We start from the raw sequence: 22,425 nt of genomic DNA, 5'->3' as shown, positions 1-22,425 counted from the left end.
CGGGGATCCGCTATTCCGCCTTCACCGGCACCTGCCAGACGAGGGTGGTCCCGCCGTCCGGCGGGCAGATCAGCTCCATGTCGCCGCCCAGCTGCAGGGCGCGCTCCCGCATGTTCCGCAGGCCGTTGCCGGTCCGTTGCGCCGGAAGTCCGACGCCGTTGTCGGTGGTGGTGAGGACGACCTGCCGGCCGTCGGTCTCCAGGGCCACCTGCACGCGGGTGGCGTGGGCGTGCTTGGCGACGTTGCTGAGCGACTCCGCGAGCACCGCCATCGCATGGTCGGCGACCTCCCGTGGCACCTGGGTGTCCAGCAGCCCTTCCATCCGCACGCTCGGCGTGAAGCCGAGTACCGCGGAGGCGTCGGAGGCGGCCCGCACCGTACGGGCCCTGAGGGTGTGTTCCGCGCCGGTCTCGCGGGACCGCAGGCCGAAGATGGTCGACCGGATGATCTTGATGGTCTCGTCCAGGTCGTCGACAGCGCGCCGGACCCGTTCCGAGGCCTCCGGGTGCTCGATGAAGCGGCCCGCGCTCTGCAGCGTCATCCCGGTGGCGAAGAGGCGCTGGATCGCGAGGTCGTGCAGATCGCGGGCGATCCGGTCCCGGTCCTCCAGCAGCGCGATCTGCTCGGCGCCGGTACGCCGTTCGGCCAGCTCCATCGCCACCGCCGCCTGCCCGGCGAAGCCCAGCAGCGGCTCGATCTCGTCCGCGGTGAAGGAGGTCCCGCCGGCCGCGCGGACCAGCAGCAGTACGCCACGCGGGCCGTCACCCGTACCGATGGGGACCGCGACCGCGGCCTCCAGCCGGTCATTGCGCGGCACGTCCGTGCGGACCGACTCGTCCAGGTTGATGTTCTCGCTGGTCACGGGCTTCCCGGAGGAGAAGGCAGCACCCACGAGGCTGCCCTCGACCGGCACGACCAGACCGCGCAGCGCGGGTGCGTCCCGGCCGATGACGAGTTCGACGGAGAGCGCCGCCGCGTCGTCGACGGGCAGCGCGATAAGGGCGAGTTCCGCAGCGGTGATCTCGCGGGCGCGTTCGGCGATGAGGCTGATGACCGCACTGCGCGGACTGCCCGCCATAAGCGTGTGGGTGATCTCCGCGTTGGCCTGGAGCCACCGCTCGCGCCGCCTGGACTCCTCGTACAGCCGGGCGTTGTCGATCGCCACCCCGGCGGCCACGGCCAGCGTGGCCAGGACGGACTCGTCCTCGGCGTCGAACTGCCCACCGCCGCGCTTCTCCGTCAGATACAGGTTGCCGAAGACGTGGTCGCGCACCCGGATCGGTACCCCGAGGAAGGAGTCCATCGGCGGGTGGTTCGGCGGAAAGCCGTACGAGGAGGGGTGATCGGAGATCCGCGGCAGCCGCAACGGGTGCGGATCGCGGATCAGCACGCCCAGGATTCCGTGCCCCGACGGGTACGCGCCGATCGCGGTGATCTGCTCGGGCGTGAAACCGACCGTCACGAACTCGGCGAGCCGCTCGCCGTCCGGCCCGATCACGCCCAGCGCCGCGTACTCGGCCTTCACCAGCACCGCCGCCGCCTCGACGATATTGCGCAGCACCTGCTCAAGATCCAGCTCACGCCCGACGGAGAGCACCGCCTCCAGCAGGCCGCGGACCTGGTCCCGGGTGCCGCGCGCCGCGTCCAGCCGGCCCTGCAGGTCCTCGAGAAGCTCGTCGATCCGCAGCTGAGGAGACTGCCCGGCGCCCTCGTCGACGTTACCCACCGATATGACTCCAGGTGCTCGTGACCGAATGCAGGCCCATCGTCACAGCCCCCTCCACCGTACTCGCCCCGGTCCACCCCACGGCGTGCCCGCGGGCGGCGGCCCTCCGGCGCCAGGTGGCCCCGAAGAGCGGAGAATGGGAGGGTGCGGTGGCGATGACACCACGGATCAGGGCCACCTGGCCCTGTCACCACGGCGCGGGGAGCCGCAGACTGAACGGTGAGCGCCGTTCGGGACCCGTCCGCTGGACGGCGAATCCCGGCGCAGGATTCAGGAGCTCTTGATGTCGGACAGCGACCGTCCCACCCCCGCGGCCGGGATCACGGTCTTCCTCCTCGACGACCATGAAGTGGTGCGGCGGGGGGTGCGTGACCTGCTGGACGACGAACCGGACATCACGGTGATCGGCGAGGCCGGCACCGTGGAGCAGGCCCTCATCCGCATTCCCGCGCTGCGCCCGCAGGTCGCCGTGCTGGACGTGCGGCTGCCGGACGGTGACGGAGTGACGGTCTGCCGGGAGCTCCGCTCCAAGATGCCCGAGCTCGCGTGCCTGATGCTCACGTCCTTCGACGACGAGGAGGCGCTCCTCGACGCGATCATGGCCGGTGCCTCGGGGTTCGTGCTGAAACAGATCCGCGGCTCCGACCTCGTCTCGGCCGTCCGCACCGTCGCCTCCGGACAGTCGACGCTCGACCCCAGCGCGGCGGCCCGGCTGATGTCCAAGCTGCGCGGCGCGGAGGAACCGGCACCGGAACTGGTCGCGCTGCCCAGCCTGACCGAACGGGAGCGGGAGATCCTGGCGCTGGTCGGCGAAGGGCTGACCAACCGGCAGATCGGACAGCGGTTGTACCTTGCGGAGAAGACCGTCAAGAACCACATCTCACGGCTGCTAGCCAAGCTGGGCGTTGAGCGACGCGTCCAGGCCGCCGTGATCGCGACCCAGGCCCAGGACCGGCTGAACCAGGAAGGCCGGCACGACGCCGGTCACCGACGGTGACCGGCGCACACCGACCGTTCGCCCCCGTCCCCGGTTGCTCGTCGGCGGATGCCGCCGCGCAAGCGGGCCACCCCGCCGGCAACTGAGGACGTTCGGGCCCCTGCGCGTCAGCGCCCCCTGGGTGAGGATGGGAGGGCAGGCAGGATTGATGGACAACCGGAGCACGGACAAACCAGAGCGGCGAAGCGCGACCACGCCTGCACACGTCGAAGACCGCGGAGCCGCGGAAACGGACAGTGCGATGTCCACCACACACTCCATTCTCGACAGGCTCACCACCGCACACCGTGACCGACTCATGGCGTTGTCCACACCGGTCGCCTTTCCCCTGGGCACCCGGATCTTCGACGCCGACCGGACCGCCGAACGCTTCTGGGTCCTGGACTGCGGCGAGGTGACCCTGGACCTGCACGTTCCCGGACGGCAGGCAGCCGTGGTGCAGACCGTCTCGGCGGGCGAACTCCTCGGCTGGTCCTGGCTGTTCCCGCCGTTCCGGTGGCAACTCGGCGCCCAGGCACACACCGCCGTGCGGGCCACCGAGTTCCCGGCGGCGGCGGTCCGTGAACTGTGTGCTGCCGATCCCGCTCTGGGACATGAGTTCGTCCTGCTCTGCGCCGCGGTCATCGGAGACCGGCTGCACTCCACGCGCACCCGGCTGCTCGACCTGTACGGCCCGTACGGCGTGTATCGCGACAGCTCCGTATCGGTGGGCGGCCCGGAGGACGACTTCTGACACCGCGGTTCACGCCGCTGGAAGTGAGGGCCGTTCGGCCCCCCGGATGTCCCTCATCGGCCCAAGAGGCAGGGCCGCACCGCGTCGCAGAGTAGGAGCGACGCCGGTCCGGCGCCTGCGGAGGAGATGGATATGCCTGGCACCAGGTCAGAGACGCAAAAGAACGACACCTACCTTGACGACGCCGAACTGGCGGCACTGAACGCGCACTGGCGGGCGGCGAACTACCTGGCCGTCGGCCAGATCTACCTGATGGCCAACCCGCTGCTCACCGAACCCCTGCTCCCGGAGCACATCAAGCCCCGGCTGCTGGGCCACTGGGGCACCTCGCCCGGTCTCAACCTCGTCCACACCCACCTCAACCGGGTGATCAAGGCACGCGACCAGGACACGCTGTGCGTGTGGGGGCCGGGGCACGGGGGGCCGGCGGTACTGGCGAACACCTGGCTGGAGGGGACCTACAGCCGCACGTACCCGGACATCGGCCGGGACGCCGCGGGCATGGGCAAGCTGTTCCGGCAGTTCTCCTTCCCGGGCGGGGTCCCCAGCCACGTGGCACCGGAGACGCCCGGATCGATCCACGAGGGCGGGGAGCTGGGCTACTCGCTCTCGCACGCCTACGGCGCCGCACTGGACAACCCCGGCCTGCTCGTCGCCTGCGTCATCGGCGACGGTGAGGCCGAGACGGGACCGCTGGCCGCCTCGTGGCACTCCAACAAGTTCCTCGACCCGGTGAACGACGGAGCGGTCCTGCCGATCCTGCATCTGAACGGCTACAAGATCGCCAATCCGACGGTCCTGGCACGGATCCCCGAGGCCGAACTCGACGACCTGATGCGCGGGCTGGGCCACGAACCGATCCACGTCACCGGGGACGACCCCCTGCGCGTGCACCAGGACATGGCCCGTGCGATGGACACGGCACTGGACCGCATCGCCCTCATCCAGCGCACCGCCCGCGAGGAGGGCGTTGGAGAACGCGCCCGCTGGCCGATGATCGTCCTGCGCACCCCCAAGGGCTGGACCGGTCCCGCGGAGGTCGACGGGCTGCCCGTCGAAGGCACCTGGCGCGCCCACCAGGTCCCGCTGTCCGGAGTGCGCGACAACCCCGAGCACCTGCGCCAGTTGGAGGCCTGGCTGCAGTCCTACCGGCCGGCCGAGCTGTTCGACGAGCACGGCCGCCCGCGGGATCAGGTGCTGGAATGCCTGCCGGACGACGAACGAAGGCTCGGCGCGAGCGCGCACGCCAACGGCGGTCTGCTGCTGCGGGACCTGCCGATCCCGGCGCTGGAGCGGTACGCCGTTCCCGTCGACAAACCCGGCGCGACCCTCCACGAGCCCACCCGCGTCCTGGGCGACCTGGTGGAGACGATCATGGAGGACACCGCGGAGCGCCGCGACTTCCGGCTGGTCGGCCCGGACGAGACCGCGTCCAACCGCCTGCAGAGCGTCTACCGGGCCACGGGCAAGGCATGGCAGGGCGAGACCCTGGAGGTCGACGCGGACCTGGACCGGCACGGCAGGGTCATGGAGATCCTCTCGGAACACACCTGCCAGGGCTGGCTGGAGGGCTATCTCCTGACCGGCAGGCACGGTCTGTTCTCCTGCTACGAGGCGTTCGTCCACATCGTCGACTCGATGGTCAACCAGCACATCAAATGGCTGCGCGTCTCCCGGCGGCTGCCCTGGCGCCGCCCCATCGCGTCGCTGAACTACCTGCTCACCTCGCACGTGTGGCGGCAGGACAACAACGGCTTCTCCCACCAGGACCCCGGCTTCATCGACCACGTCCTGAACAAGAGCCCCGAGGTCGTCCGGGTCTATCTGCCCCCGGACACCAACACCCTGCTGGCGGTGGCCGATCACGTGCTGCGCAGCCGCGACTACGTCAATGTCGTCGTCGCCGGCAAGCAGCCCTGCTTCGACTGGCTCACCCTGGACCAGGCCCGCGCGCACTGCGCCCGCGGCGCCGGGGTCTGGGAGTGGGCCGGCACGGAGGACGGCACCGGCGAGCCCGATGTGGTGCTGGCGTGCGCCGGGGACGTTCCCACGATGGAAGTCCTGGCCGCCGCGCAGCTGCTGCGCGTCCATCTGCCGGAGCTGAGGGTGCGGGTGGTGAACGTGGTCGACCTCGCCCGGCTGCTGCCGAAGGAGGAACACCCGCACGGCATGCACGACGCCGAGTACGACGCCCTGTTCACCCGCGACCGGCCGGTCGTCTTCGCGTACCACGGCTACCCGTGGCTCATCCACCGGCTGGCCTACCGCCGTGCCGGCCACGCGAACCTGCATGTGCGCGGCTACAAGGAGGAGGGCACCACCACCACGCCGTTCGACATGGTGGTCCGCAACGACCTCGACCGCTACCGCCTGGTCATGGACGTCATCGACCGCGTTCCCGGCCTCGCTGTCCGCGCCGCCTCCGTCCGGCAGGACATGGAGGACGTGCGGCTGCGCCACCACGCCTGGATCCGCGAACACGGGGTGGACCTGCCCGAGGTCGCGGACTGGACCTGGACCGGCTGAAACCGGCCGCACGCAACCGTCGTGCAGGGCTGACGCACGAAACCGCCGCACCGAACCGCCGAGCCGAGGGAGTTCCACGATGCTGATGGCCCACCCCGCCGTACTGCGGAACCTGCTGGAACGTTACGACGCCCTGCAGTTAATCGCCCGCTCCGACGCCGTCGACCCGTACGTCCACCGCCAACTCCAGGACACCGCGTACACGTTGTGCGTCTCCACCGGCACCCGGGACATCGGGGCGGCGCTCCTCGCCGCCCGCGAGCAGACCCGGCCGATTCCCACCGCTCCCCGCACGCCCACCGCGGTCGGCTGAGGGTCTGGATCCGTCGTCGCGCCGGTTCTGCGGAGTCAGCCGTCTGCAGAACCGGCCGCTCGTTCGGGGTGTTTTGGCGGAACGTCATACTTTCGTGTGAGACGACGCGGTACTCCGTATGGCCACCGGCTCCTTGGGCATGACTGGGCCTGACCAACTGGCGCGCAAAATTGGAGGGGCGGCCCAGTGACTCAGCCGTTTGACCTGCCCGAGTTCTACATGCCGTACCCGGCCCGGCTCAACCCGCATCTGGAAGCGGCCCGTGAGCAGTCCAGGGTGTGGGCCCGGGGAATGGGCATGTTGGAGGGTTCAGGGATCTGGGAGCAGAAGGACCTCGACGCCCACGACTACGCCCTGCTGTGCTCGTACACCCACCCGGACTGCGACGCCGACGTGTTGTCGCTGGTCACCGACTGGTACGTGTGGGTGTTCTTCTTCGATGACCACTTCCTGGAGCTGTACAAACGGACTCCCGACCGGGAGGGCGGCAAGGAGTATCTGGACCGGCTGCCGGCGTTCATGCCGATGGATCTGGCGGACGGCTTCCCGGAGCCGCGCAACCCGGTGGAGGCCGGGCTCGCCGACCTGTGGGCGCGCACCGTGCCGAGCATGTCGTACGCCTGGCGCGAGCGCTTCGCGGAGTCGACCCGCAACCTCCTCAACGAGTCCCTGTGGGAACTCGCCAACATCGACACCGGGCGGATCGCCAACCCCGTCGAGTACATCGAGATGCGCCGGAAGGTGGGCGGGGCGCCCTGGTCCGCGGGGATCATCGAGTTCGCGGCGAACGCCGAGCTCCCGGTCCCGGTCGCGGGGACCCGTCCGCTGCGCGTCCTCACCGACGCCTTCTCGGATGGCGTCCACCTGCGGAACGACCTCTTCTCGTACCAGCGGGAGGTGGAGGAGGAGGGCGAACTCAGCAACGGTGTCCTGGTGTTGGAGACCTTCCTGGGCTGTACGACCCAGGAGGCGGCCGAGGCCGTCAACGATCTGCTCACCTCGCGGCTGCAGCAGTTCGAGAACACCGCGCTGACCGAAGTCCCCGCGCTCTGCGTGGAGAAGGGCCTGGATCCGGCGCAGTGCGCCGCCGTCGCCGCGTACGTGAAGGGGCTGCAGGACTGGCAGTCCGGCGGCCACGAGTGGCATCTGCGCTCCAGCCGGTACATGAACGAAGGCGCGGTCACCACCCCGAACGCCCTGTTCGGGGGAGCCGTCGGCACGTCGGTCCTGGACATCAAGACGCTCTTCGGCCGGCCGGCCAAGGCCCGGCTGCGGAGCCACAGCAACGTGCCGCGCCGGCACGTCGGCCCCTCCCGACTACCGGACTTCGACCTGCCGTTCACTCTGACGGTCAGTCCGCACCTCGATCACGCGCGGAAGGAATCCGTCGCCTGGGCCGGGCGGATGGGCCTGCTCGCCGACATCTGGGACGAGGACAAGCTCGCCGGCTACGACTTCGCCCTCTGCTCGGCCGGCCTCGATCCGGACGCCACGCGTGAGGAACTGGAGCTCAGCGCGGAGTGGCTGACCTGGGGGACCTACGGCGACGACCTGTACCCGCTCGCCTTCGGCCGCACCCACGACCTCGCCGGCGCGAAGCTGTGCACCGATCGTCTGAAGGCCTGTATGACCGTCGAGGACCCGGCCGTCGGAGCCGCCCTGGCGGTCACCCCGATGGAACGCGGCCTCGCGGACCTGTGGGGCCGCACCATCGTGCCCATGGACATGGACCAGCGCCGGGCCTTCCAGCGCACCATCGAGGTCATGCTGGACAGCTGGCTGTGGGAACTCCACAACCAGCACCAGAACCGCATCCCCGACCCCATCGACTACCTGGAGATGCGCCGGTTCACCTTCGGCTCCGACCTCACCATGAGCCTGTGCCGGATGCGGCACGGCAAGAAGCTGCCGCCGGGGATCTATGAGAGCGGCACGTTGCGCGCGATCGAGAACGCGGTCTCCGACTACGGATTCCTGATCAACGACGTCTTCTCGTACCAGAAGGAGATCCAGTACGAGGGAGAGATCCACAACCTCATCCTCGTCGTCGAGAACTTCTTCGACTGCGACTATCCGACCGCCCTGAAGATCGTCGCGGATCTGATGTCGTCCCGGCTCGCCCAGTTCCAGCACGCGATGGAGCACGAACTTCCCGTGCTGTACGACGACTTCGACCTGGACGCCGAGGGCCGGGCGACCATGGACGAGTACATGAAGGAACTGCAGGACTGGCTCGTCGGCATCCTCAACTGGCACCGGGGCGCGCGCCGCTACTACGACGCCGACCTGCCGAGCACCCTGCCCTACAGCGGCGTCCCCCACACACCCACCCCCCGGACCACCCTCCCGTCCGAGCCCCCGGCACTGCCGTCCCTGCCTTCCCCGGAAGGACACGCCTGGGCCACCCCAGCCGGCCTGGGCACCTCGGCCGCCCGCATCTTCTTGCCCTCACCCGCAGAGCGCTCCCACGACCGCGGCGCCCGACGCGGCGCCGTCTGAGGCGCCGCAGCGATTTCAGGGCCGCTCCTCGGCAGTGTCGACACTGCAGAGGAGCGGCCCTGCACGGTAGAGCGTCATGCCGGCGGGCGTCCCCGCCGGCGGTGTGATGTCGTTGCCGATCCCAACCTGAATCCCCGGCCGCGGATTCCCGCTCCGGATGTGATGATCACCGCACCTCTCCCGGCTTCCCGGCACGCCGACCGGCGCCTCATAATCCGATCTCCGCAGTGCTGCCGGGACCACCGGACGAAGATCGATCGAGAGGACCGCTCTTGCCCGCACGGACGATCACCGCCGAGGCCGCAGGTACCTGGAAGCTCGGTGACCTGACGGTCAACCGGATCGGACTCGGCGCGATGCGCCTGACCGGGAGTGCCGCGTTCGATCTCGGGACGCCGAGCGACCGTGAGCGGTCGATCACGGTGCTGCGCCGGGCGATCGAGCTCGGTGTGAACCACATCGACACCGCCGCGTTCTACTTCTCGTCGCTGCGCTCCGCCAATGAGCTGATCAATCGGGCACTGGCCCCGTACCCGGACGATCTGGTGATCGTCACGAAGGTCGGTCCGAGCCGGGACGCTTCGGGTGCGTGGCTGCCCTGGCCCACGCCGGACCAGTTGCGCGGTCAGGTGGAGGAGAACCTGCGGCAGCTCGGACGGGACCACCTCGACGTGGTGAATCTGCGGATGAACGCACCCGGCTCGATCGCCGAGCACTTCGGGGCGCTGGCCGAACTGCGGGACGCCGGTCTCATCCGTCATCTGGGCCTGTCGAACGTCCGCGCCGAACATCTCGCCGAGGCCCAGGCCATCGCGCCCGTCGTCTGCGTGCAGAACCGCTACGGTATCGACGCGCGGCGCCCGGGTGCCGACGACTTCCTGAACCTCTGCGGGGAGCGGGGGATCGCGTTCGTGCCGTTCTTCGCCATCGCCGGTGAAGGGCGCGAGTCGGGCGCGACCGGTGCGGAGAACGCCCAGGTACGCGCCATCGCGGACGCGCGCGGTGTGTCGTCCGCGCAGGTCCGGCTCGCCTGGACGCTCCAGCAGGGTCCGCACGTGCTGGCCATTCCGGGGACCGGCAATCCGGACCACCTCACCGCCAATGTCGCCGCGGGCGCGCTGCGTCTCACGGAGCAGGAGATGACCCTCCTCGACGCGCCCGAGGCCGAGGCGTAGCGGGTCCCGCGAGCCGGCCCCGCTCGCATGGAGGCGAGCGGGGCCGGCCCTGAGCTACCGGCTCAGCGGGCTTCCACCGAGGCCGGGGCCGGCGCGTAGCCGGTGGGACGGGTGGTGAACGTGCCCCGGCCCTGGGTCCGGCTGCGCAGCCGGGTCGCGTAGCCGAACAGCTCGGCCAGCGGCACGGCCGCGGTGATCACCGCCGTGCCCGCCCGCGCGGTCGAGCCCGAGACCCGGCCGCGCCGTGCGGCCAGATCACCGAGCACTCCGCCCACGGCGTCGTCCGGCACCGTGACCGTGACCTCGACCACCGGCTCCAGCAGCACCATCGCGCTGGCGCGCAGTGCCTCCCGGAGCGCGAGCCGGCCGGCCGTACGGAACGCCATCTCCGAGGAGTCCTTGGGATGGGTGGCTCCGTCGGTCAGCGTGACCCGCAGTCCGGTGACCGGGTGACCGCCGAGGGGACCTTCGATCAGAGCGTCCCGGCAACCGGCCTCCACCGCCCGGACGTACTCCTGCGGAACCCGTCCACCGACGACGGCCGACCGGAACACGAACTCCACCGCACTGCCGCCGCTGTCGTCGCCGATGGCGTCGGCGGCATCCAGCGGATCCACGTCGAGGACGACATGGGCGAACTGGCCGGCGCCGCCGTCCTGCTTGACGTGCCGGTACAGCAGTCCGGTGACGCCGCGGGAGACCGTCTCCCGGTAGGCCACCTGCGGGCGGCCGACGCCGATCTCCAGACCGTGGGCACGGCGGATCTTCTCCACCGCGACCTCCAGATGCAGCTCGCCCATGCCCGACAGCACCGTCTGACCCGTCTCGGCGTCGGTCCTGACCACCAGCGAGGGATCCTCCTCGACCAGCCGCACCAACGCCGACACCAACCGGTCCGTATCGGTGCTCCTGCGAGCCTCGACCGCTACGGAAACGACCGGATCGGCCGTCGTTGGCGGTTCGAGGACCAGCGGGGCCTCGGGCACGCACAAGGTCGCTCCGGCGCGGGCGGCCTTCGGCCCGATCACCGCGACGATGTCCCCGGCGACCGCCTGGCCCATCTCCGCGTGCCGGTCGGCCTGTACCCGGAGGATCCGGCTGATCCGCTCGGAGCGCCGTGCGCCCACGTCCATCACCGTGTCTCCCTTCCGGATCGTTCCCGAGTACACCCGCAGATAGGTCAGCCGCCCGGTGGACGTCGACGTCACCTTGAACACCAGCGCCGCGAACGGCGCCGAAGGATCGGCGGCCCGCTCCTCCTCCATGCCGCGCAGGGTGCCGCGTACCGCCGGCACGTCCAGCGGCGACGGCAGATAGGCCCCGACGGCGTCGAGCAGCGGCTCGATGCCACGGTTGCGGTAGGCCGCACCGCACAGCACCACAACGCCCTCACCGGTACGGGTCAGGTCGCGCAGTGCCGCGGCCAGCGTCGGCGCGGAGATCGTCGACCCGGCACAGAACTCCTCCAACGCGAGCGGATGGAGTTCCGCCACCGCCTCTTCGAGCAACCGGCGGCGCCGGTGCGCCTCTTCGAGCAGGGCCTCGGGTACCGGGCCTTCCTCGAACGTGTCACCGTCGCCGGCCCAGACCAGCGCGCGCATGCGGAGCAGATCCACCACGCCGGTGAACCCGTCCTCCTTGCCGATCGGGAGCTGGACCACCAGCGGAGCCGGATGCAGCCGCTCCCGGATCGACTCGACGGCCGCGTCGAGGTCGGCGCCGACACGGTCCAGCTTGTTGACGAACGCGATCCGCGGTACGCCGTGCCGGTCGGCCTGCCGCCACACCGACTCGCTCTGCGGTTCGACCCCGGCGACGGCGTCGAACACCGCGACCGCGCCGTCGAGGACGCGGAGCGAGCGCTCCACCTCGTCGGCGAAGTCCACATGGCCGGGCGTGTCGATCAGGTTGATCCGGTGCCCGTCCCACGCGCAACTCACCGCGGCGGCGAAGATGGTGATGCCACGGTCGCGCTCCTGGGAGTCGAAGTCGGTGACGGTCGTCCCGTCGTGCACCTCGCCCCGCTTGTGGGTGGCGCCGGTGAAGTACAGGATCCGTTCGGTGACGGTGGTCTTTCCGGCGTCGACGTGGGCGAGGATGCCCAGATTGCGGACGGCGGTCAGTGGATTGACGGGTTGACGATGCAGGTCGGTACGCACGGCCCATGGCCTTTCGGGGTGATCCTGGGAACGGGTCGGCGCGATTCCGGACGAAGACGGCCTGCGACCAGGCCGCACGGAACCCTCTGACGCGGCACATCCGACGCGGCACATCGCATCAGGCCGTACCCGCTCAGCGGTTCACCACCGGACGGGACGGGTACAGGGGGGTCGGTTCGGAGGTCAGGCGTTCGTCACGGACATCCAGTGGCGGCCGCGCAGCCGGCACTGGGGGCACGAAGACACCAGGATCACCTCGTACCGTGACTGGGGAACAACGACAGCGGTGCGGTAACGCATGGCCGGTCTCCCCTCACTGGTCACGGTGCGCGCCGCGATGACGAAGACGTGGCGGCGCGCGATTCGTTGCGAGTGTAGTGAACCGGGGTGCGGGTGGGGAACCGGATTTCGGAACCCCTTCCGAACCCACCTCGACGATCTGATCGAGGCACTGGCGAAGGCGTTGGCCCACGAGAGCCAAGTCCCTTGCGAGCACGGCCCGGACGGTCATCCTCACCTGCCGGGCAGCGGACCGCCGGCCGCTGAACTCGGCATCAGACTGAGCCACCCCGGCGGACACCGCCTCCATGAACTCGACCGCGAAACGTCGGGCAGGGGGCCGCCGTTGGAGACCCTGCTCTGCCCGGCGTTCATGACCGGCCTGCCCGCGGTTCCTCGGCGAGGTCGCCGACGAGGCGGTGAGCGATGTGGAGCGCCTGATGGACGACGAGGACGAGGACGAGGACTAGCCCGTCCGTCTGATGACGTCGAGGACCTGCTCCGCCACCTCCGGGCGGTGCTCGCGGAGGTCCAGAGTGCCGCTGGGGTTGCTGACCGCGTTGGCCACGAGCAGCTTCATGACGGCCCAGAGCGGATCGGCCTGTCCCGTCAGGGTGACCTGCTGCCCGTCGGGACCGATCACCACGGCCGGGCCGACCCCGGCAAGAAGGTTGGTGCGTTCCCAGTCGATGTCGTACGACCTCCTGTTCGGGCTGACGCGGACGACGACCTCCTTCGTACGGTGCAGCAGCGCCAGGTAGTTCATCGGCACCGTCAGCTTGCGCCGCACGTCGAAGGGGGCGCCGCCGTCCTCAGGGCGGATGCGCAGCATCGTCTTCACCACCGGGCCGTCGGCCTGGAAGGTGGTCGTGCCCCGGATCTCGAGGAACCGGGCGCGGGCCAGCCGCCCTCCTCTGCGCGCCCAGCCCTTGCCGACACGGCCGAACGCTCCCTTTTCGCCGGGGAGGTCGTCGACCACCCAGGTCGGCCCCTCGCCCGGCGGCGCCGGGCGGTCCCGGTCCGCCGCGGCGGTACGGGCCCGCTCGGCCAGCCCCGCTATTCGTGCTGCCACCTCGGGTTCGAGCCGCTCGAGAACGACCGTGTCGACGACCAGGGCGATGTCGCCGGCGGCGCGCGAGATCTGCATCTGTTCCATCAGGAGGTCGGGATGTCCGGTCAGCTCGACGCTCCGGCCGTCGAGCCCGAGCACCTTGCAGGTTCTGGCACCGGACAGCAGGGCGCTGCGCGGCCAGTCGACGCCCAGCACCGTGGAGCTGTCCGGATCGACGTAGACGGCGAGGCGTCCGGCGGTGACGGCGGCCAGACACAGCGGTTGCACCCGCACTTCGTCGGTGGTCTCGAAGGAATCGATCCCGTCACCGCGCACCAGGAGCTTCAGCCGGATCAGGGGCCTGACCTCGGTGGGGTCGAAGTCGCCGACGTAATGGACGAAGCTCGCCTCCGAGTCGGGGGTGTACGACACGAACGTCGCTTCCAGAACATCGGCCCTGGCCAACCGGCCCTGCCGGATGTGGTCGTCGGCGCGCGGAGACCACAGGGCGAACGCATCGTCCTCGTGGTGGCCCGCGTCCTCGATGACCTCCCCGCGGCTGATCCGCGGGAAGTCCGCCCGCGCGAGACGCTTCGCCGAGAAGGGCACGGACAGGGCACCGAGCAGCCCCAGGCCGAGGGAAGCCGCCGACAACCTCCCATCGACTCCGGGTCCGGCAGCGGCCACGGCGATGAGGAGGACCACGGGCACCGAGAGATTGATGAAGACGGCGAGAACGAAGTTTCCGACGTACCTACGGGCGTAACCCTGCATGGCCCCTCCTCCGTTGAACGGCTGCCCCTTGATACCACTGACGGGCGGACCGGTCACGGTGGGAGCCCCGTCGAACGTCGCTCAGGAGCGGGCCAGTTCACGCAGCGCCATGCGCGCCGCCGGTGCCCGTCCGGTATGTGCCTCCCAGTACGGATGTGTGGACACCTGGACGGAGAGCCGGTGCAGACGGCGGCGCAGTGCCGTGGTCTGTGCGGCGGTGCTGCTACTGGTGCGGTCGGCGAGCTGGCCGTACACGGCGTACCACTCGCGCTGTGCTTGCAGGAGGTCGTGGGGGAAGGAGTACATCACCCGCTAATTCAAGCACGTGTTCGAATTGCGGCGCAGCGGCGACGCCGGTGATTTTTCCCGGCCGGTCCGGCCGGCGCCCCGCCGCCCGTGCTCCCGCCCACCCCGCCGGCCGGCGTGCACAATCGGAAGGGTCGGAACGTTGCCACTTTCTGAGGAGTCACGGATGAACAGCGCGGAGCTACTGGCCGATGCCTTCGGCCGGGTCCAGGAAACCGTCCACGGCGCCGTCGAAGGACTCGGCGCGGACGAGCTGTCCGTGCGTCTCGACGGTGAGGCCAACTCGATCGGCTGGCTGGTGTGGCATTTGACGCGCATTCAGGACGACCATGTCGCCGACCTGGCGGGCACCGAGGAGATCTGGACCGCCGAGGGCTGGTTCGACCGCTTCCAGCTGCCCTTCTCCACCGGAGCCACCGGCTACGGCCACCGCACCGACGACGTGGCCGCCGTCCGCGTCGACACCCCGGCGCTGCTCCTGGGCTACTACGACGCCGTTCACGAGCACACCGTCGGCTACGTGCGAGGGCTCAGCGAGGCCGACCTCGACCGCGTCGTCGACGAAGCCTGGACCCCGGCGGTGACGCAGGGCGTACGCCTCATGAGCGTCATCTCCGACGATCTGCAGCACGCGGGCCAGGCCGCCTTCATCCGTGGCGTCCTGCGGCGGCGCTGACGCGCCGGGCCGCCGTGTTCACCGTGCTCGACCACCAAAGGCTCGACCACCAAAGGTGAGTCAGCTTTTGGCGTCGGCGACCTTGGCGAACCAGCTCTCGGTCTCCGCCGCGTCCAGCACGCCTTCCAGCACGAGCTCACCGGGCATCCCGGGGAAGAAGCGGCCGGCGGGCCACCCCCGTGAGTACGGCGGCGGGTCGAGCACCAGGAGCCGTACGTCGTCCACGACCGGGATGTCGGACGGCGTGCCCTCGTTCCAGATCCATGTCCCGTCGGGCGCGGCCAGGTTGAACGCACCGGTCGTGGGCACCTGGCCCGGGGCGTTCCGGCACACGGCGACGGCCTCGGGGGTGGGCGCCTCGCCGGGGAGGTGCCCGGCGCCGACCAGTTCGGCGGCCAGCAGGGTGTGGAGCTGGAAGTTGTCACCGAGCCCGCTCATCCGCATCCGGTAGCCGGACCGGCTCTCCCGGTGCAGGACCACCAGCGGTTCGTCGTCGAGGACGAGCAGCGCGTAGATGAGGCACTTCAGCTCGTCGCCGCTCACCTCGGCGAGGTGGCGGGCGGCCGTGACCAACTCCTGGCGTCCGTCCACCTGGGCCCGTACCGACCGGTGGCTGAGCATGGCGACCGTGGCCATCTCCCACTGCGGCAGCGACCACCAAGCCTGGGCGGCGTCCGCGCCGACCCGGGCGACCACCGCGGCCTCCGGGCCGCTCCCGTCGGCGTGCGGCAGGTCGCCGCCGCCGGTGGCGGCCCACCGCTCGACGAACTCCGCCGCGCCGGCGAGTGCCTTCCCCAACTCCGCGAAGATCGCCGGGGCGCACCCGGCGGGATCGGCGCCGCGCTCCACACAGGCACCCACGAGGACCGCGATCACCGAACGGGGGCCGGCCGGCACCTCGGGCAGGAGCGCGGCGAGCCGCGGTGCGGCCGCGGCGAGTTCGGCGTCGTCCGCCCGCTGGAAGGACTGCTGCAGCTTCCCGAAGGACTTCCCCGACGCCCGGGAGTCCTGCGCGCGCACCGCGGCCTCGAAGGCGGCGACGGCGTCGGTGAACGTAGCTCGTGCGAATATCACTCGCGCACCCTACCGGCCCGGTCGGACAGTACGACCGGCCCGGTGGGGGAGGGGGGACGGGCCCCGGCAGAGGCTCAGCAGTGGTAGGCGGGGCCCTTCTGTTTGGTGAGGTTGTCGTTGGACATCCAGCCTGCGGTCTTGGTGCCGTCGATCCGCACGTAGGTCCAGGTGTGGCCGTACGCGTTGAGGATGAAGCAGTGGTAGAAGACCTTCGCTCCCGACTTGGCCATCGCCACGTCCGGGCATACCGCGTACGGGCCGGTCGTGAGGTGGAAGCTGCCGGTCATGTAGCCGTAGGTGCCTGGATGCGGGTCCTGGTGGGTCCAACCGGTGCAGCTCTTCGACACCGCGCTCGCCGACGTGCTGGGGGCCGCCGGCGACGACGGCGCCCCCCCGGCCTTGCTGCCGGAGGCGGAAGGGCTGCCGGCGTCACCCGGACTCGTGCCGCCGGACGGCTTCGTGGGCTTTCCGGACGTGCGAGAGGAGGACGCGGACGCTCCCGGGGACTTCGAGCCGGTCTTCTTGCCGGTCTTTCCATCGGCCTTCTCGCCCGCGATGTCGGCCTCGCCCTGCGGGGTGCCACTGGAGCCGGCCGCGTGGTTCTGCTGCCCGGCACCGCCCGAATCAACCGTTCCCACCAGGGCGTACGCCAGTCCGCCGCCGGCCAGTACAACGGCGGCGGCCGCCGCCGCGACGGTGATGCGGCCCCGGTTACGGCGGCGCGAGGGGAGCGGCTCGGTCCGCCGTTCCCTGCCACCGGCGGGGGAGACGAGAGGACCGCCCGAGCCGCCCAGGCCGGCGGACGGCCGGTATCCGGCGGCTCCGGGCGGCGGCGCCGCTTCCGCGGGAGACGCGGCGGGTGCGGGCGGCCGCCCGGCGGATGCGTTGCCCGCTCCCGCGACGGCCGGAGGCACCGCCCGGCGCAGCGGAGCGGCTCCCGCCACGGACGCGGGCGGCACACTCGTGCCGCTCCCGGCGGCGACCGTCTCCAGCATCCGGCGCGCCTGGTCGGCGGACGGGCGGTCCGCCGGTTCCTTGGCCATCAGTGCGAGGAGCACCGGCGCCAGCGGGCCGGACTGCCGGGGTTCCGGCAGCGGGTCCCCGACGATCGCGTTGAGCGTGGACCAGACGGAGGTGCGGCGGAACGCCGAACCGCCCTCCACCGCCGCGTAGAGCGTCATGCCGAGCGCCCAGATGTCCGAAGCGGGGCCGGGCTCCTGGCCCTTGGCGCGCTCCGGCGCGAGGAAGTCGAGCGAACCGACGATGACCCCGTCCTGGGTCAGCTTGGTCATCGCGTCCTCGTCGGGGGCTTCCACACTGGCGATGCCGAAGTCGGTGAGCACCACCCGCCCACTGCGGTCGAGGAGCACATTGCCGGGCTTGACGTCCCGGTGCAGCACCCCGGCCCGGTGCGCCGCGTCGAGCGCGTCCATCACCTTGGCGCCGATCGCGGCGGCCTCGCGCGGATCCATCGCGCCGTTCTCCGCCAGCACGTCGTCGAGCGAGGGGCCCTCGACCAACTCCATGACGATGACCGGCAGTCCCTGCTCCTCGGTCACGTCGTGCACGGTGATGACACCGCTGTGACGGATACGGGCGGCGGCCCGCGCCTCGCGCTGCATCCGGGCCCGCAGATCGGCCAGTTCGGGTCCTGACGCGTCGTTGTACGCGCGCAGGACCTTGACCGCGACCTCCCGGCCCAGCACCTCGTCCACCGCGCGGCAGACGACGCCCATGCCGCCCCGGCCCAGCTGCGCGGTCACCCGGTAACGCCCGGCTATGACCGTGCCGACCAGTTCGCCGCCGTTCGTGTCCCCCGTCGTCACCCTTGCTCCGTCCCATCCTGTTCAATTCCGTCGCGCGTCGTCGGGCCGGCGTTCGGCTGTCGTCCGTCTGCCGTCCGGAGGTGTTCCGGCCGTCTTCCGGCGGTCTTCCGTGTCCGCGACGTGGCGGGGTCCAGCGTAGGGGGTGAGGTCAGGGGCGGTTGCTGCCGGGTGGTCCGGCCACGGCCGCGTCAACCCCCTCAGCGTCTGTGTCCACCTCCTCGGCTGAGGTCGGCACCGTCAACCGTGCGTCGACGATAATAACAAGCCCTGTGGCTTCCCCGTTGTCGTCGAGGAAAGGACCGAACAGGCAGCGGGGGAGGGGGGTTTACGGCGCGGCTCACCGCGGGGCTCACGGCGGGCCTTACGGGGTCGCGCCCAGGAGGAACCGCAGCGCGGAACTACACCTGCGATGCCACGTATTGGTCCTCGGCGGCCCGGCGCAGCTGCTCCATCTTCGGGGGCAGGAGCCGTCGCAGTTCCTCGTACCGGGAGCGCCCGGCGCGGTAGGAGGTGATCAGTCCGTTCTCCTCCAGCGGCATCCCGGCCGGCCGCAGGGTGGCCCGGCCGTCGTCGTCCAGGGTGCCCGCGTGGTTCATGCGGAGGCTCACCCACAGGCGGGTCGTGCCGTGCGCGTGGCTCATCAGATCGGCGCGCAGCGGCAGCCACCGGTCGAGTGCGGCCCGGCTCAGGTCCGACAGCGGCAGCCATTCGCTCTCGGTCGCGACGCCGGTGCCGTGCTGCGGCTGCCGCCGCGAATGGATTCCGGTGTGCGGGCGGGTGTCGTCGCCGGTGAGATGCGTGACGCGCTGCACGGTCAGTTCGCCGGACCGTGACCGGGTGTCGAGCAGCAGGGCGAGTACGGCGGTCAGCCGGATCCGGCCGGGGGAGAGGTGGCCGCCGAGGTCCTGGCCGAGCTGCCGCCGCAGCGCGGCGAGCTGACCTGACTCGGGGGTGGGCCGCAGTATCGGGGTGCCGCCGCCGAGCGGCAGTCGGGGCAGGCCCAGTGCCTGCCGGGCGAGGTTCAGACAGTCGTAGCGGGCCTGGTTGGTGGGCGGGGAGGTCGGCGGGCGCCGTCCGCCGACGAGCCGGTGGCGCAGCGCGCCGGACTCGGCGAGGCGCAGGTAGGTCTCCAACGTTGCGGTCTCCAGCAGCCGTCGCAGGTTGCGCCGGGCCGTCACCGGCAGCGCGTCCCGCTCCAGTGCCGCCGCGAGTTCCCGCCGCACCATGCCCAGCTGTCGCCGGCGGGCTTCTCCTACGCCGGGCAGCGCGGCGAGCAGCGTGTCGAGTGCGGTGAGGGAGGGGTAGCCGGGCACTCGTCGATTGTCGCGCACCGATGGCTGGTCCCGCCCATGGGCCGCGTGGGTGGGGGAGTGCGGCGCGTCACGGTGTCGCGTCGTCGTACCGGAGCCATACGTAGGCAACCGGTTGGACGGCGTTCCAGCTCTCGGCGAGGCGGGGGTGGACCGGTGCGAAGCCGGCGGCCCGGTAGCACCGCAGGGCGCGGTCGTTGTCGGGGTGCACGCGCAGGAAGACGGCGGTATGCCCCGTCAGCAGTGCCTGGGCGAGCAGCTCGCGGACCAGGGTCCGTCCGTGACCATTCCCGCGGGCGTCGGGGGCGACGATGATCCGGGCGAGCTCGATCTCCTGCTCCTCGGCGTCGATCCACAACTCCCCGTAGCCGATGGGTCTTTCGCCGTCGACGAGCAGATGCGCCCGGACGTCGTCGGCCTGCTGCCAGGCCTCGACCGTGCACGCGGGCAGGGGGAACTCCCGCAGGCCGCACCACATCGACACCTCTGCGGGGGTGAGCGGCCAGCCGGCCACCATGACCGCGTGCGTCCGGTCGAAAGGCAGAAGATCCATGGTCCCGCAGGTGATCGGTGGCGGATCCCGTCCGGGTCCGCCTTCCGCTGTTGTGTGCACCTGAGTATGGGTCCCCGACCGTCCTGGGTACATGTCCTGGGCACGGGCTTCCGGGCGCACGTCCTGGGCACAGGTTTCCGGGCGCACGTCCTGGGCACAGGCTTCCGGGCCGGCGAAGCGCCTGGAAGGGCGGCCACGACGCCGGCCCGACGGTCTCCGCCGTTCGGGTGATGCCCGCTTACGCCTCGGGCACCCAGTAGTCGTGCACCGGCGAGACCTTCGGCATCTCGCCCATGGGGAGTCCGAGCTCCTGCGCGGCCGGCATGAGGAGGTCCGAGAACGTCCGCATGCTCTCCTCGGACTCCCAGACGTCGAAGATCTGCATCCCCGAGCCGGTCGGGATGGCGACGTGGGACATACAGCCCTTGAACGTGTCACCGGGCAAGGCCTGGAGCTTGGCGTTCAGGGCGTCGTACTGTGCGGTCGTCACGCCTGCCAATTCGGCCTGGATGAAAATCGCCATGGGGGTCTCCTCCGTGTGGCTTTTCCGGTTCCTCCCCGCCGCCCCGATGACGGCCTGCGCCGGAGCCAGCACACCACGGGCGTCCGCCGACGGCATTCCGTTCGGCGCCATCCGGGTGCGGCCTGCCGGCCTCCCGGAAAGTCGGCGGCGCGGAAGCCGGCCGCCGGCAAGTCGGCCGCAGGGCGCGGTCTGTACACCACCGTCGCCCTGCGCCGCGGCGGGACGCCCGTGGCCGTGCCCGCGCTCACTCCCGGAACGGTGACCGCCGACTGGCAAGGAGTGATGGCACCGCTTGGCGTCACTCCGCGACAATCTGGCGCCATGAACCCTCGCCCCCTCCTGTGCGCCCTTGACCTGCAATGACGTACCTGTCTTTCGTTCCTCGGCCATGCCCCGCGCCACGGGTGGCGCCTTTGTGCTTGCCAATGGCGCCATAGTGGTGCCACTATTGCGTCATGGACCTCACGCCGTACGTCGAAACACTCCGCAGGGAACTGGCGGTGGCCGCCGAAGCCGGGGGTGACGAAGCCCGCGAGCTCGCCGAGCGGCTGACCGCGCCGCTGGAGTCGGCCACCCGCCTGACCATGCTCAATGTGCTGTCCGCCGCCATGGCCGAGGTCACCCGTGAACTCGCTCCCGGCTCGGTCGACGTACGACTGCGCGGTCTCGACCCCGACTTCGTCGTGATGCTGCCGCAGCACGAGGACCGGAGCGAACCCCTCGACGCACCGGCGCCCGCACCGGCCCCGGTCCCCGCCGACACGGACGAGGGCGGCACCGCCCGCGTCAATCTGCGCCTGCCCGCCCATCTCAAGAACCGTGCCGAGGACGCCGCGGCACGCGAGGGCCTCTCGGTCAACGCATGGCTCGTACGGGTCGTGTCGGCCGCGGTCGACACGGGCGACGCCGCCACCCCCCGTACTCCCGGGAAGACCAGGACCATCGGCCAGAGCTTCAGGGGCTGGGTGCACTGACCAGCCCCTCAGAACACTTCCACTCACACCACGTCCCACCAGCGGGGACGCCACGAAAACCCAGGACGACCCAAGAGGACGGGACAGCCATGCCTGCTTTCGACACTCCCCAGCCGATCTCGGTCAACGCCCGCGTGGACGCGGGATCCATCCAGTTCGCCGCGGCCGACCGCGCCGACACCGTCGTGGACGTGACTCCCCGCGACCCGAAGAAGGACAAGGACGTACGGGCCGCCGAGCAGACCGAGGTCACCTACTCGGGTGGCGTCCTGGCCATCAGGACACCCAAGACGCGCTATCTCGTCGGGGCCACCGGCGCCGTCGACGTGACGGTCGAGCTGCCCACCGGCTCACGCGTCGACATGACCGGCTCCTGGACCCAGGTGCTCGGCGAGGGCCGGCTCGGCGAGGTCCGCGTGAAGACCTCGTCCGGCGATGTCCGCCTCGACACGACCGGGCCGCTGCACCTGACCGCGTCCCACGGCTCCATCACCGTGGACCACGTCGAGGGCTCCGCCGAGGTCACCACCAGTTCCGGCAGCCTGCGCGTCGGCACCGTCAACGGCACCGCCGTCCTGAAGAACTCGCACGGCACCACGACCGTCGGCACCGCGACCGGCGACCTCCGGGTCAGCGGCTCCAATGGCGACATCACCATCGAGCGCGCCGAGGGCTCGGTCGCCGCCACCACCGCGAACGGCACCCTGCGCGTCGCCGAAGTCGCCCGTGGGAACGTCCAGTTGGAGACCAACTACGGCGCCATCGACATCGGTATCCGTGCGGGCACCGCGGCTTGGCTCGACGTCAGCTCCGGCCGCGGGCAGGTACGCAACGCGCTCGACGCCTCCGAGGCTCCGGAGAAGACCGAGGACGCCGTCGAGGTCCGCGCCCGGACCCGCTGGGGCAACATCGACGTCCGCCGCGCCCGCGCCTGACGGTCCGCCCCGCACT

The 22,425-nt window shown here is 70.8% G+C and carries 18 protein-coding genes; 9 read left to right on the top strand and 9 right to left on the bottom strand.

Features of this window, described 5'->3' with window-relative positions:
- Window positions 1–10 precede the first annotated feature (10 nt).
- A complete protein-coding gene (locus tag G3I60_RS08260) occupies window positions 11–1,726 on the bottom strand; it encodes a GAF domain-containing sensor histidine kinase (RefSeq protein ID WP_164292983.1) in 1,716 nt (571 codons plus the stop codon).
- Window positions 1,727–2,009: 283 nt separating this feature from the next.
- On the opposite strand from G3I60_RS08260, the gene G3I60_RS08255 reads away from it, so the two are divergent.
- The 6 genes from G3I60_RS08255 (at window position 2,010) to G3I60_RS08230 (ending at window position 9,969) form a co-directional block, all read left to right on the top strand.
- Window positions 2,010–2,723, top strand: a complete 714-nt coding sequence (locus tag G3I60_RS08255; protein WP_138352842.1) for a response regulator transcription factor — start codon at window positions 2,010–2,012, stop codon at window positions 2,721–2,723.
- 241 nt (window positions 2,724–2,964) lie between these two features.
- Window positions 2,965–3,456, top strand: a complete 492-nt coding sequence (locus G3I60_RS08250) for a Crp/Fnr family transcriptional regulator (protein WP_164292982.1) — start codon at window positions 2,965–2,967, stop codon at window positions 3,454–3,456.
- A 132-nt stretch (window positions 3,457–3,588) separates the two neighbouring features.
- Complete coding sequence (locus tag G3I60_RS08245; protein WP_203672430.1) at window positions 3,589–5,982, top strand: phosphoketolase; 2,394 nt, start codon at window positions 3,589–3,591, stop codon at window positions 5,980–5,982.
- A gap of 79 nt (window positions 5,983–6,061) precedes the next feature.
- Window positions 6,062–6,295, top strand: coding sequence for a DUF5133 domain-containing protein (locus G3I60_RS08240; RefSeq protein WP_164292980.1), 234 nt, complete (start codon window positions 6,062–6,064; stop codon window positions 6,293–6,295).
- Between the two features lie 186 nt (window positions 6,296–6,481).
- Window positions 6,482–8,794 carry a germacradienol/geosmin synthase gene (locus G3I60_RS08235; RefSeq protein ID WP_164292979.1) on the top strand — a complete coding sequence of 771 codons (2,313 nt, stop codon included), beginning with the start codon at window positions 6,482–6,484 and terminating at the stop codon, window positions 8,792–8,794.
- Between the two features lie 272 nt (window positions 8,795–9,066).
- Window positions 9,067–9,969, top strand: coding sequence for an oxidoreductase (locus G3I60_RS08230; protein ID WP_164292978.1), 903 nt, complete (start codon window positions 9,067–9,069; stop codon window positions 9,967–9,969).
- 62 nt (window positions 9,970–10,031) lie between these two features.
- Here the strand turns inward: G3I60_RS08230 and fusA are convergent, their stop codons facing one another.
- The 3 genes from fusA to G3I60_RS08215 all read right to left on the bottom strand — a co-directional run bounded on the left by fusA (window position 10,032) and on the right by G3I60_RS08215 (window position 14,538).
- Window positions 10,032–12,128 carry an elongation factor G gene (gene fusA, locus G3I60_RS08225; RefSeq protein WP_343240835.1) on the bottom strand — a complete coding sequence of 699 codons (2,097 nt, stop codon included), beginning with the start codon at window positions 12,126–12,128 and terminating at the stop codon, window positions 10,032–10,034.
- A gap of 745 nt (window positions 12,129–12,873) precedes the next feature.
- Window positions 12,874–14,232, bottom strand: a complete 1,359-nt coding sequence (locus G3I60_RS08220) for a hypothetical protein (protein ID WP_164292976.1) — start codon at window positions 14,230–14,232, stop codon at window positions 12,874–12,876.
- 81 nt (window positions 14,233–14,313) lie between these two features.
- On the bottom strand, window positions 14,314–14,538 hold the full coding sequence (locus tag G3I60_RS08215; RefSeq protein ID WP_187145353.1) for a hypothetical protein: 225 nt from the start codon (window positions 14,536–14,538) through the stop codon (window positions 14,314–14,316).
- A gap of 166 nt (window positions 14,539–14,704) precedes the next feature.
- Between G3I60_RS08215 and G3I60_RS08210 the strand changes: the two genes are divergently transcribed.
- Window positions 14,705–15,214, top strand: a complete 510-nt coding sequence (locus G3I60_RS08210) for a DUF664 domain-containing protein (protein ID WP_164292975.1) — start codon at window positions 14,705–14,707, stop codon at window positions 15,212–15,214.
- A gap of 60 nt (window positions 15,215–15,274) precedes the next feature.
- Here G3I60_RS08210 and G3I60_RS08205 read toward each other — a convergent pair whose 3' ends face one another.
- The 5 genes from G3I60_RS08205 to G3I60_RS08185 all read right to left on the bottom strand — a co-directional run bounded on the left by G3I60_RS08205 (window position 15,275) and on the right by G3I60_RS08185 (window position 20,500).
- Complete coding sequence (locus tag G3I60_RS08205) at window positions 15,275–16,288, bottom strand: hypothetical protein (RefSeq protein WP_164606934.1); 1,014 nt, start codon at window positions 16,286–16,288, stop codon at window positions 15,275–15,277.
- A 74-nt stretch (window positions 16,289–16,362) separates the two neighbouring features.
- Entirely contained in the window at window positions 16,363–18,114 is a 1,752-nt protein-coding gene (locus G3I60_RS08200) for a serine/threonine protein kinase (RefSeq protein ID WP_164292973.1), read from the bottom strand.
- A gap of 398 nt (window positions 18,115–18,512) precedes the next feature.
- Window positions 18,513–19,427: a hypothetical protein gene (locus tag G3I60_RS08195; RefSeq protein ID WP_343240834.1), complete on the bottom strand. Its 915-nt coding sequence runs from the start codon at window positions 19,425–19,427 to the stop codon at window positions 18,513–18,515.
- A 67-nt stretch (window positions 19,428–19,494) separates the two neighbouring features.
- A complete protein-coding gene (locus G3I60_RS08190; RefSeq protein ID WP_164292971.1) occupies window positions 19,495–19,977 on the bottom strand; it encodes an N-acetyltransferase in 483 nt (160 codons plus the stop codon).
- A gap of 238 nt (window positions 19,978–20,215) precedes the next feature.
- The gene (locus tag G3I60_RS08185; RefSeq protein WP_138352464.1) at window positions 20,216–20,500 is read right to left on the bottom strand and encodes a hypothetical protein; all 285 of its coding nucleotides are present in this window, start codon (window positions 20,498–20,500) and stop codon (window positions 20,216–20,218) included.
- Between the two features lie 455 nt (window positions 20,501–20,955).
- Here G3I60_RS08185 and G3I60_RS08180 point away from each other — a divergent pair, with 455 nt between their 5' ends.
- Together G3I60_RS08180 and G3I60_RS08175 are read left to right on the top strand one after the other, a co-directional pair.
- Window positions 20,956–21,474 carry a hypothetical protein gene (locus tag G3I60_RS08180; RefSeq protein ID WP_164292970.1) on the top strand — a complete coding sequence of 173 codons (519 nt, stop codon included), beginning with the start codon at window positions 20,956–20,958 and terminating at the stop codon, window positions 21,472–21,474.
- A gap of 89 nt (window positions 21,475–21,563) precedes the next feature.
- Complete coding sequence (locus G3I60_RS08175; RefSeq protein WP_164292969.1) at window positions 21,564–22,409, top strand: DUF4097 family beta strand repeat-containing protein; 846 nt, start codon at window positions 21,564–21,566, stop codon at window positions 22,407–22,409.
- Window positions 22,410–22,425: the final 16 nt, after the last annotated feature.

This window comes from Streptomyces sp. SID13666 (assembly GCF_010548325.1).
In the GTDB taxonomy this organism is placed as follows: domain Bacteria; phylum Actinomycetota; class Actinomycetes; order Streptomycetales; family Streptomycetaceae; genus Actinacidiphila; species Actinacidiphila fildesensis.
Note: the sequence above shows the minus strand (reverse complement) of the source record. Positions and strands in the feature narration are given on the sequence as shown.

Bases quoted from the DNA above. Each gene is read 5' to 3' on its own strand.
- G3I60_RS08255 (WP_138352842.1), top strand. From the start codon at position 2,010: ATGTCGGACAGCGACCGTCCCACCCCCGCGGCCGGGATCACGGTCTTC.
- G3I60_RS08250 (WP_164292982.1), top strand. From the start codon at position 2,965: ATGTCCACCACACACTCCATTCTCGACAGGCTCACCACCGCACACCGT.
- G3I60_RS08245 (WP_203672430.1), top strand. From the start codon at position 3,589: ATGCCTGGCACCAGGTCAGAGACGCAAAAGAACGACACCTACCTTGAC.
- G3I60_RS08240 (WP_164292980.1), top strand. From the start codon at position 6,062: ATGCTGATGGCCCACCCCGCCGTACTGCGGAACCTGCTGGAACGTTAC.
- G3I60_RS08220 (WP_164292976.1), bottom strand. From the start codon at position 14,232: ATGCAGGGTTACGCCCGTAGGTACGTCGGAAACTTCGTTCTCGCCGTC.
- G3I60_RS08215 (WP_187145353.1), bottom strand. From the start codon at position 14,538: ATGTACTCCTTCCCCCACGACCTCCTGCAAGCACAGCGCGAGTGGTAC.
- G3I60_RS08210 (WP_164292975.1), top strand. From the start codon at position 14,705: ATGAACAGCGCGGAGCTACTGGCCGATGCCTTCGGCCGGGTCCAGGAA.
- G3I60_RS08190 (WP_164292971.1), bottom strand. From the start codon at position 19,977: ATGGATCTTCTGCCTTTCGACCGGACGCACGCGGTCATGGTGGCCGGC.
- G3I60_RS08185 (WP_138352464.1), bottom strand. From the start codon at position 20,500: ATGGCGATTTTCATCCAGGCCGAATTGGCAGGCGTGACGACCGCACAG.
- G3I60_RS08180 (WP_164292970.1), top strand. From the start codon at position 20,956: ATGGACCTCACGCCGTACGTCGAAACACTCCGCAGGGAACTGGCGGTG.
- G3I60_RS08175 (WP_164292969.1), top strand. From the start codon at position 21,564: ATGCCTGCTTTCGACACTCCCCAGCCGATCTCGGTCAACGCCCGCGTG.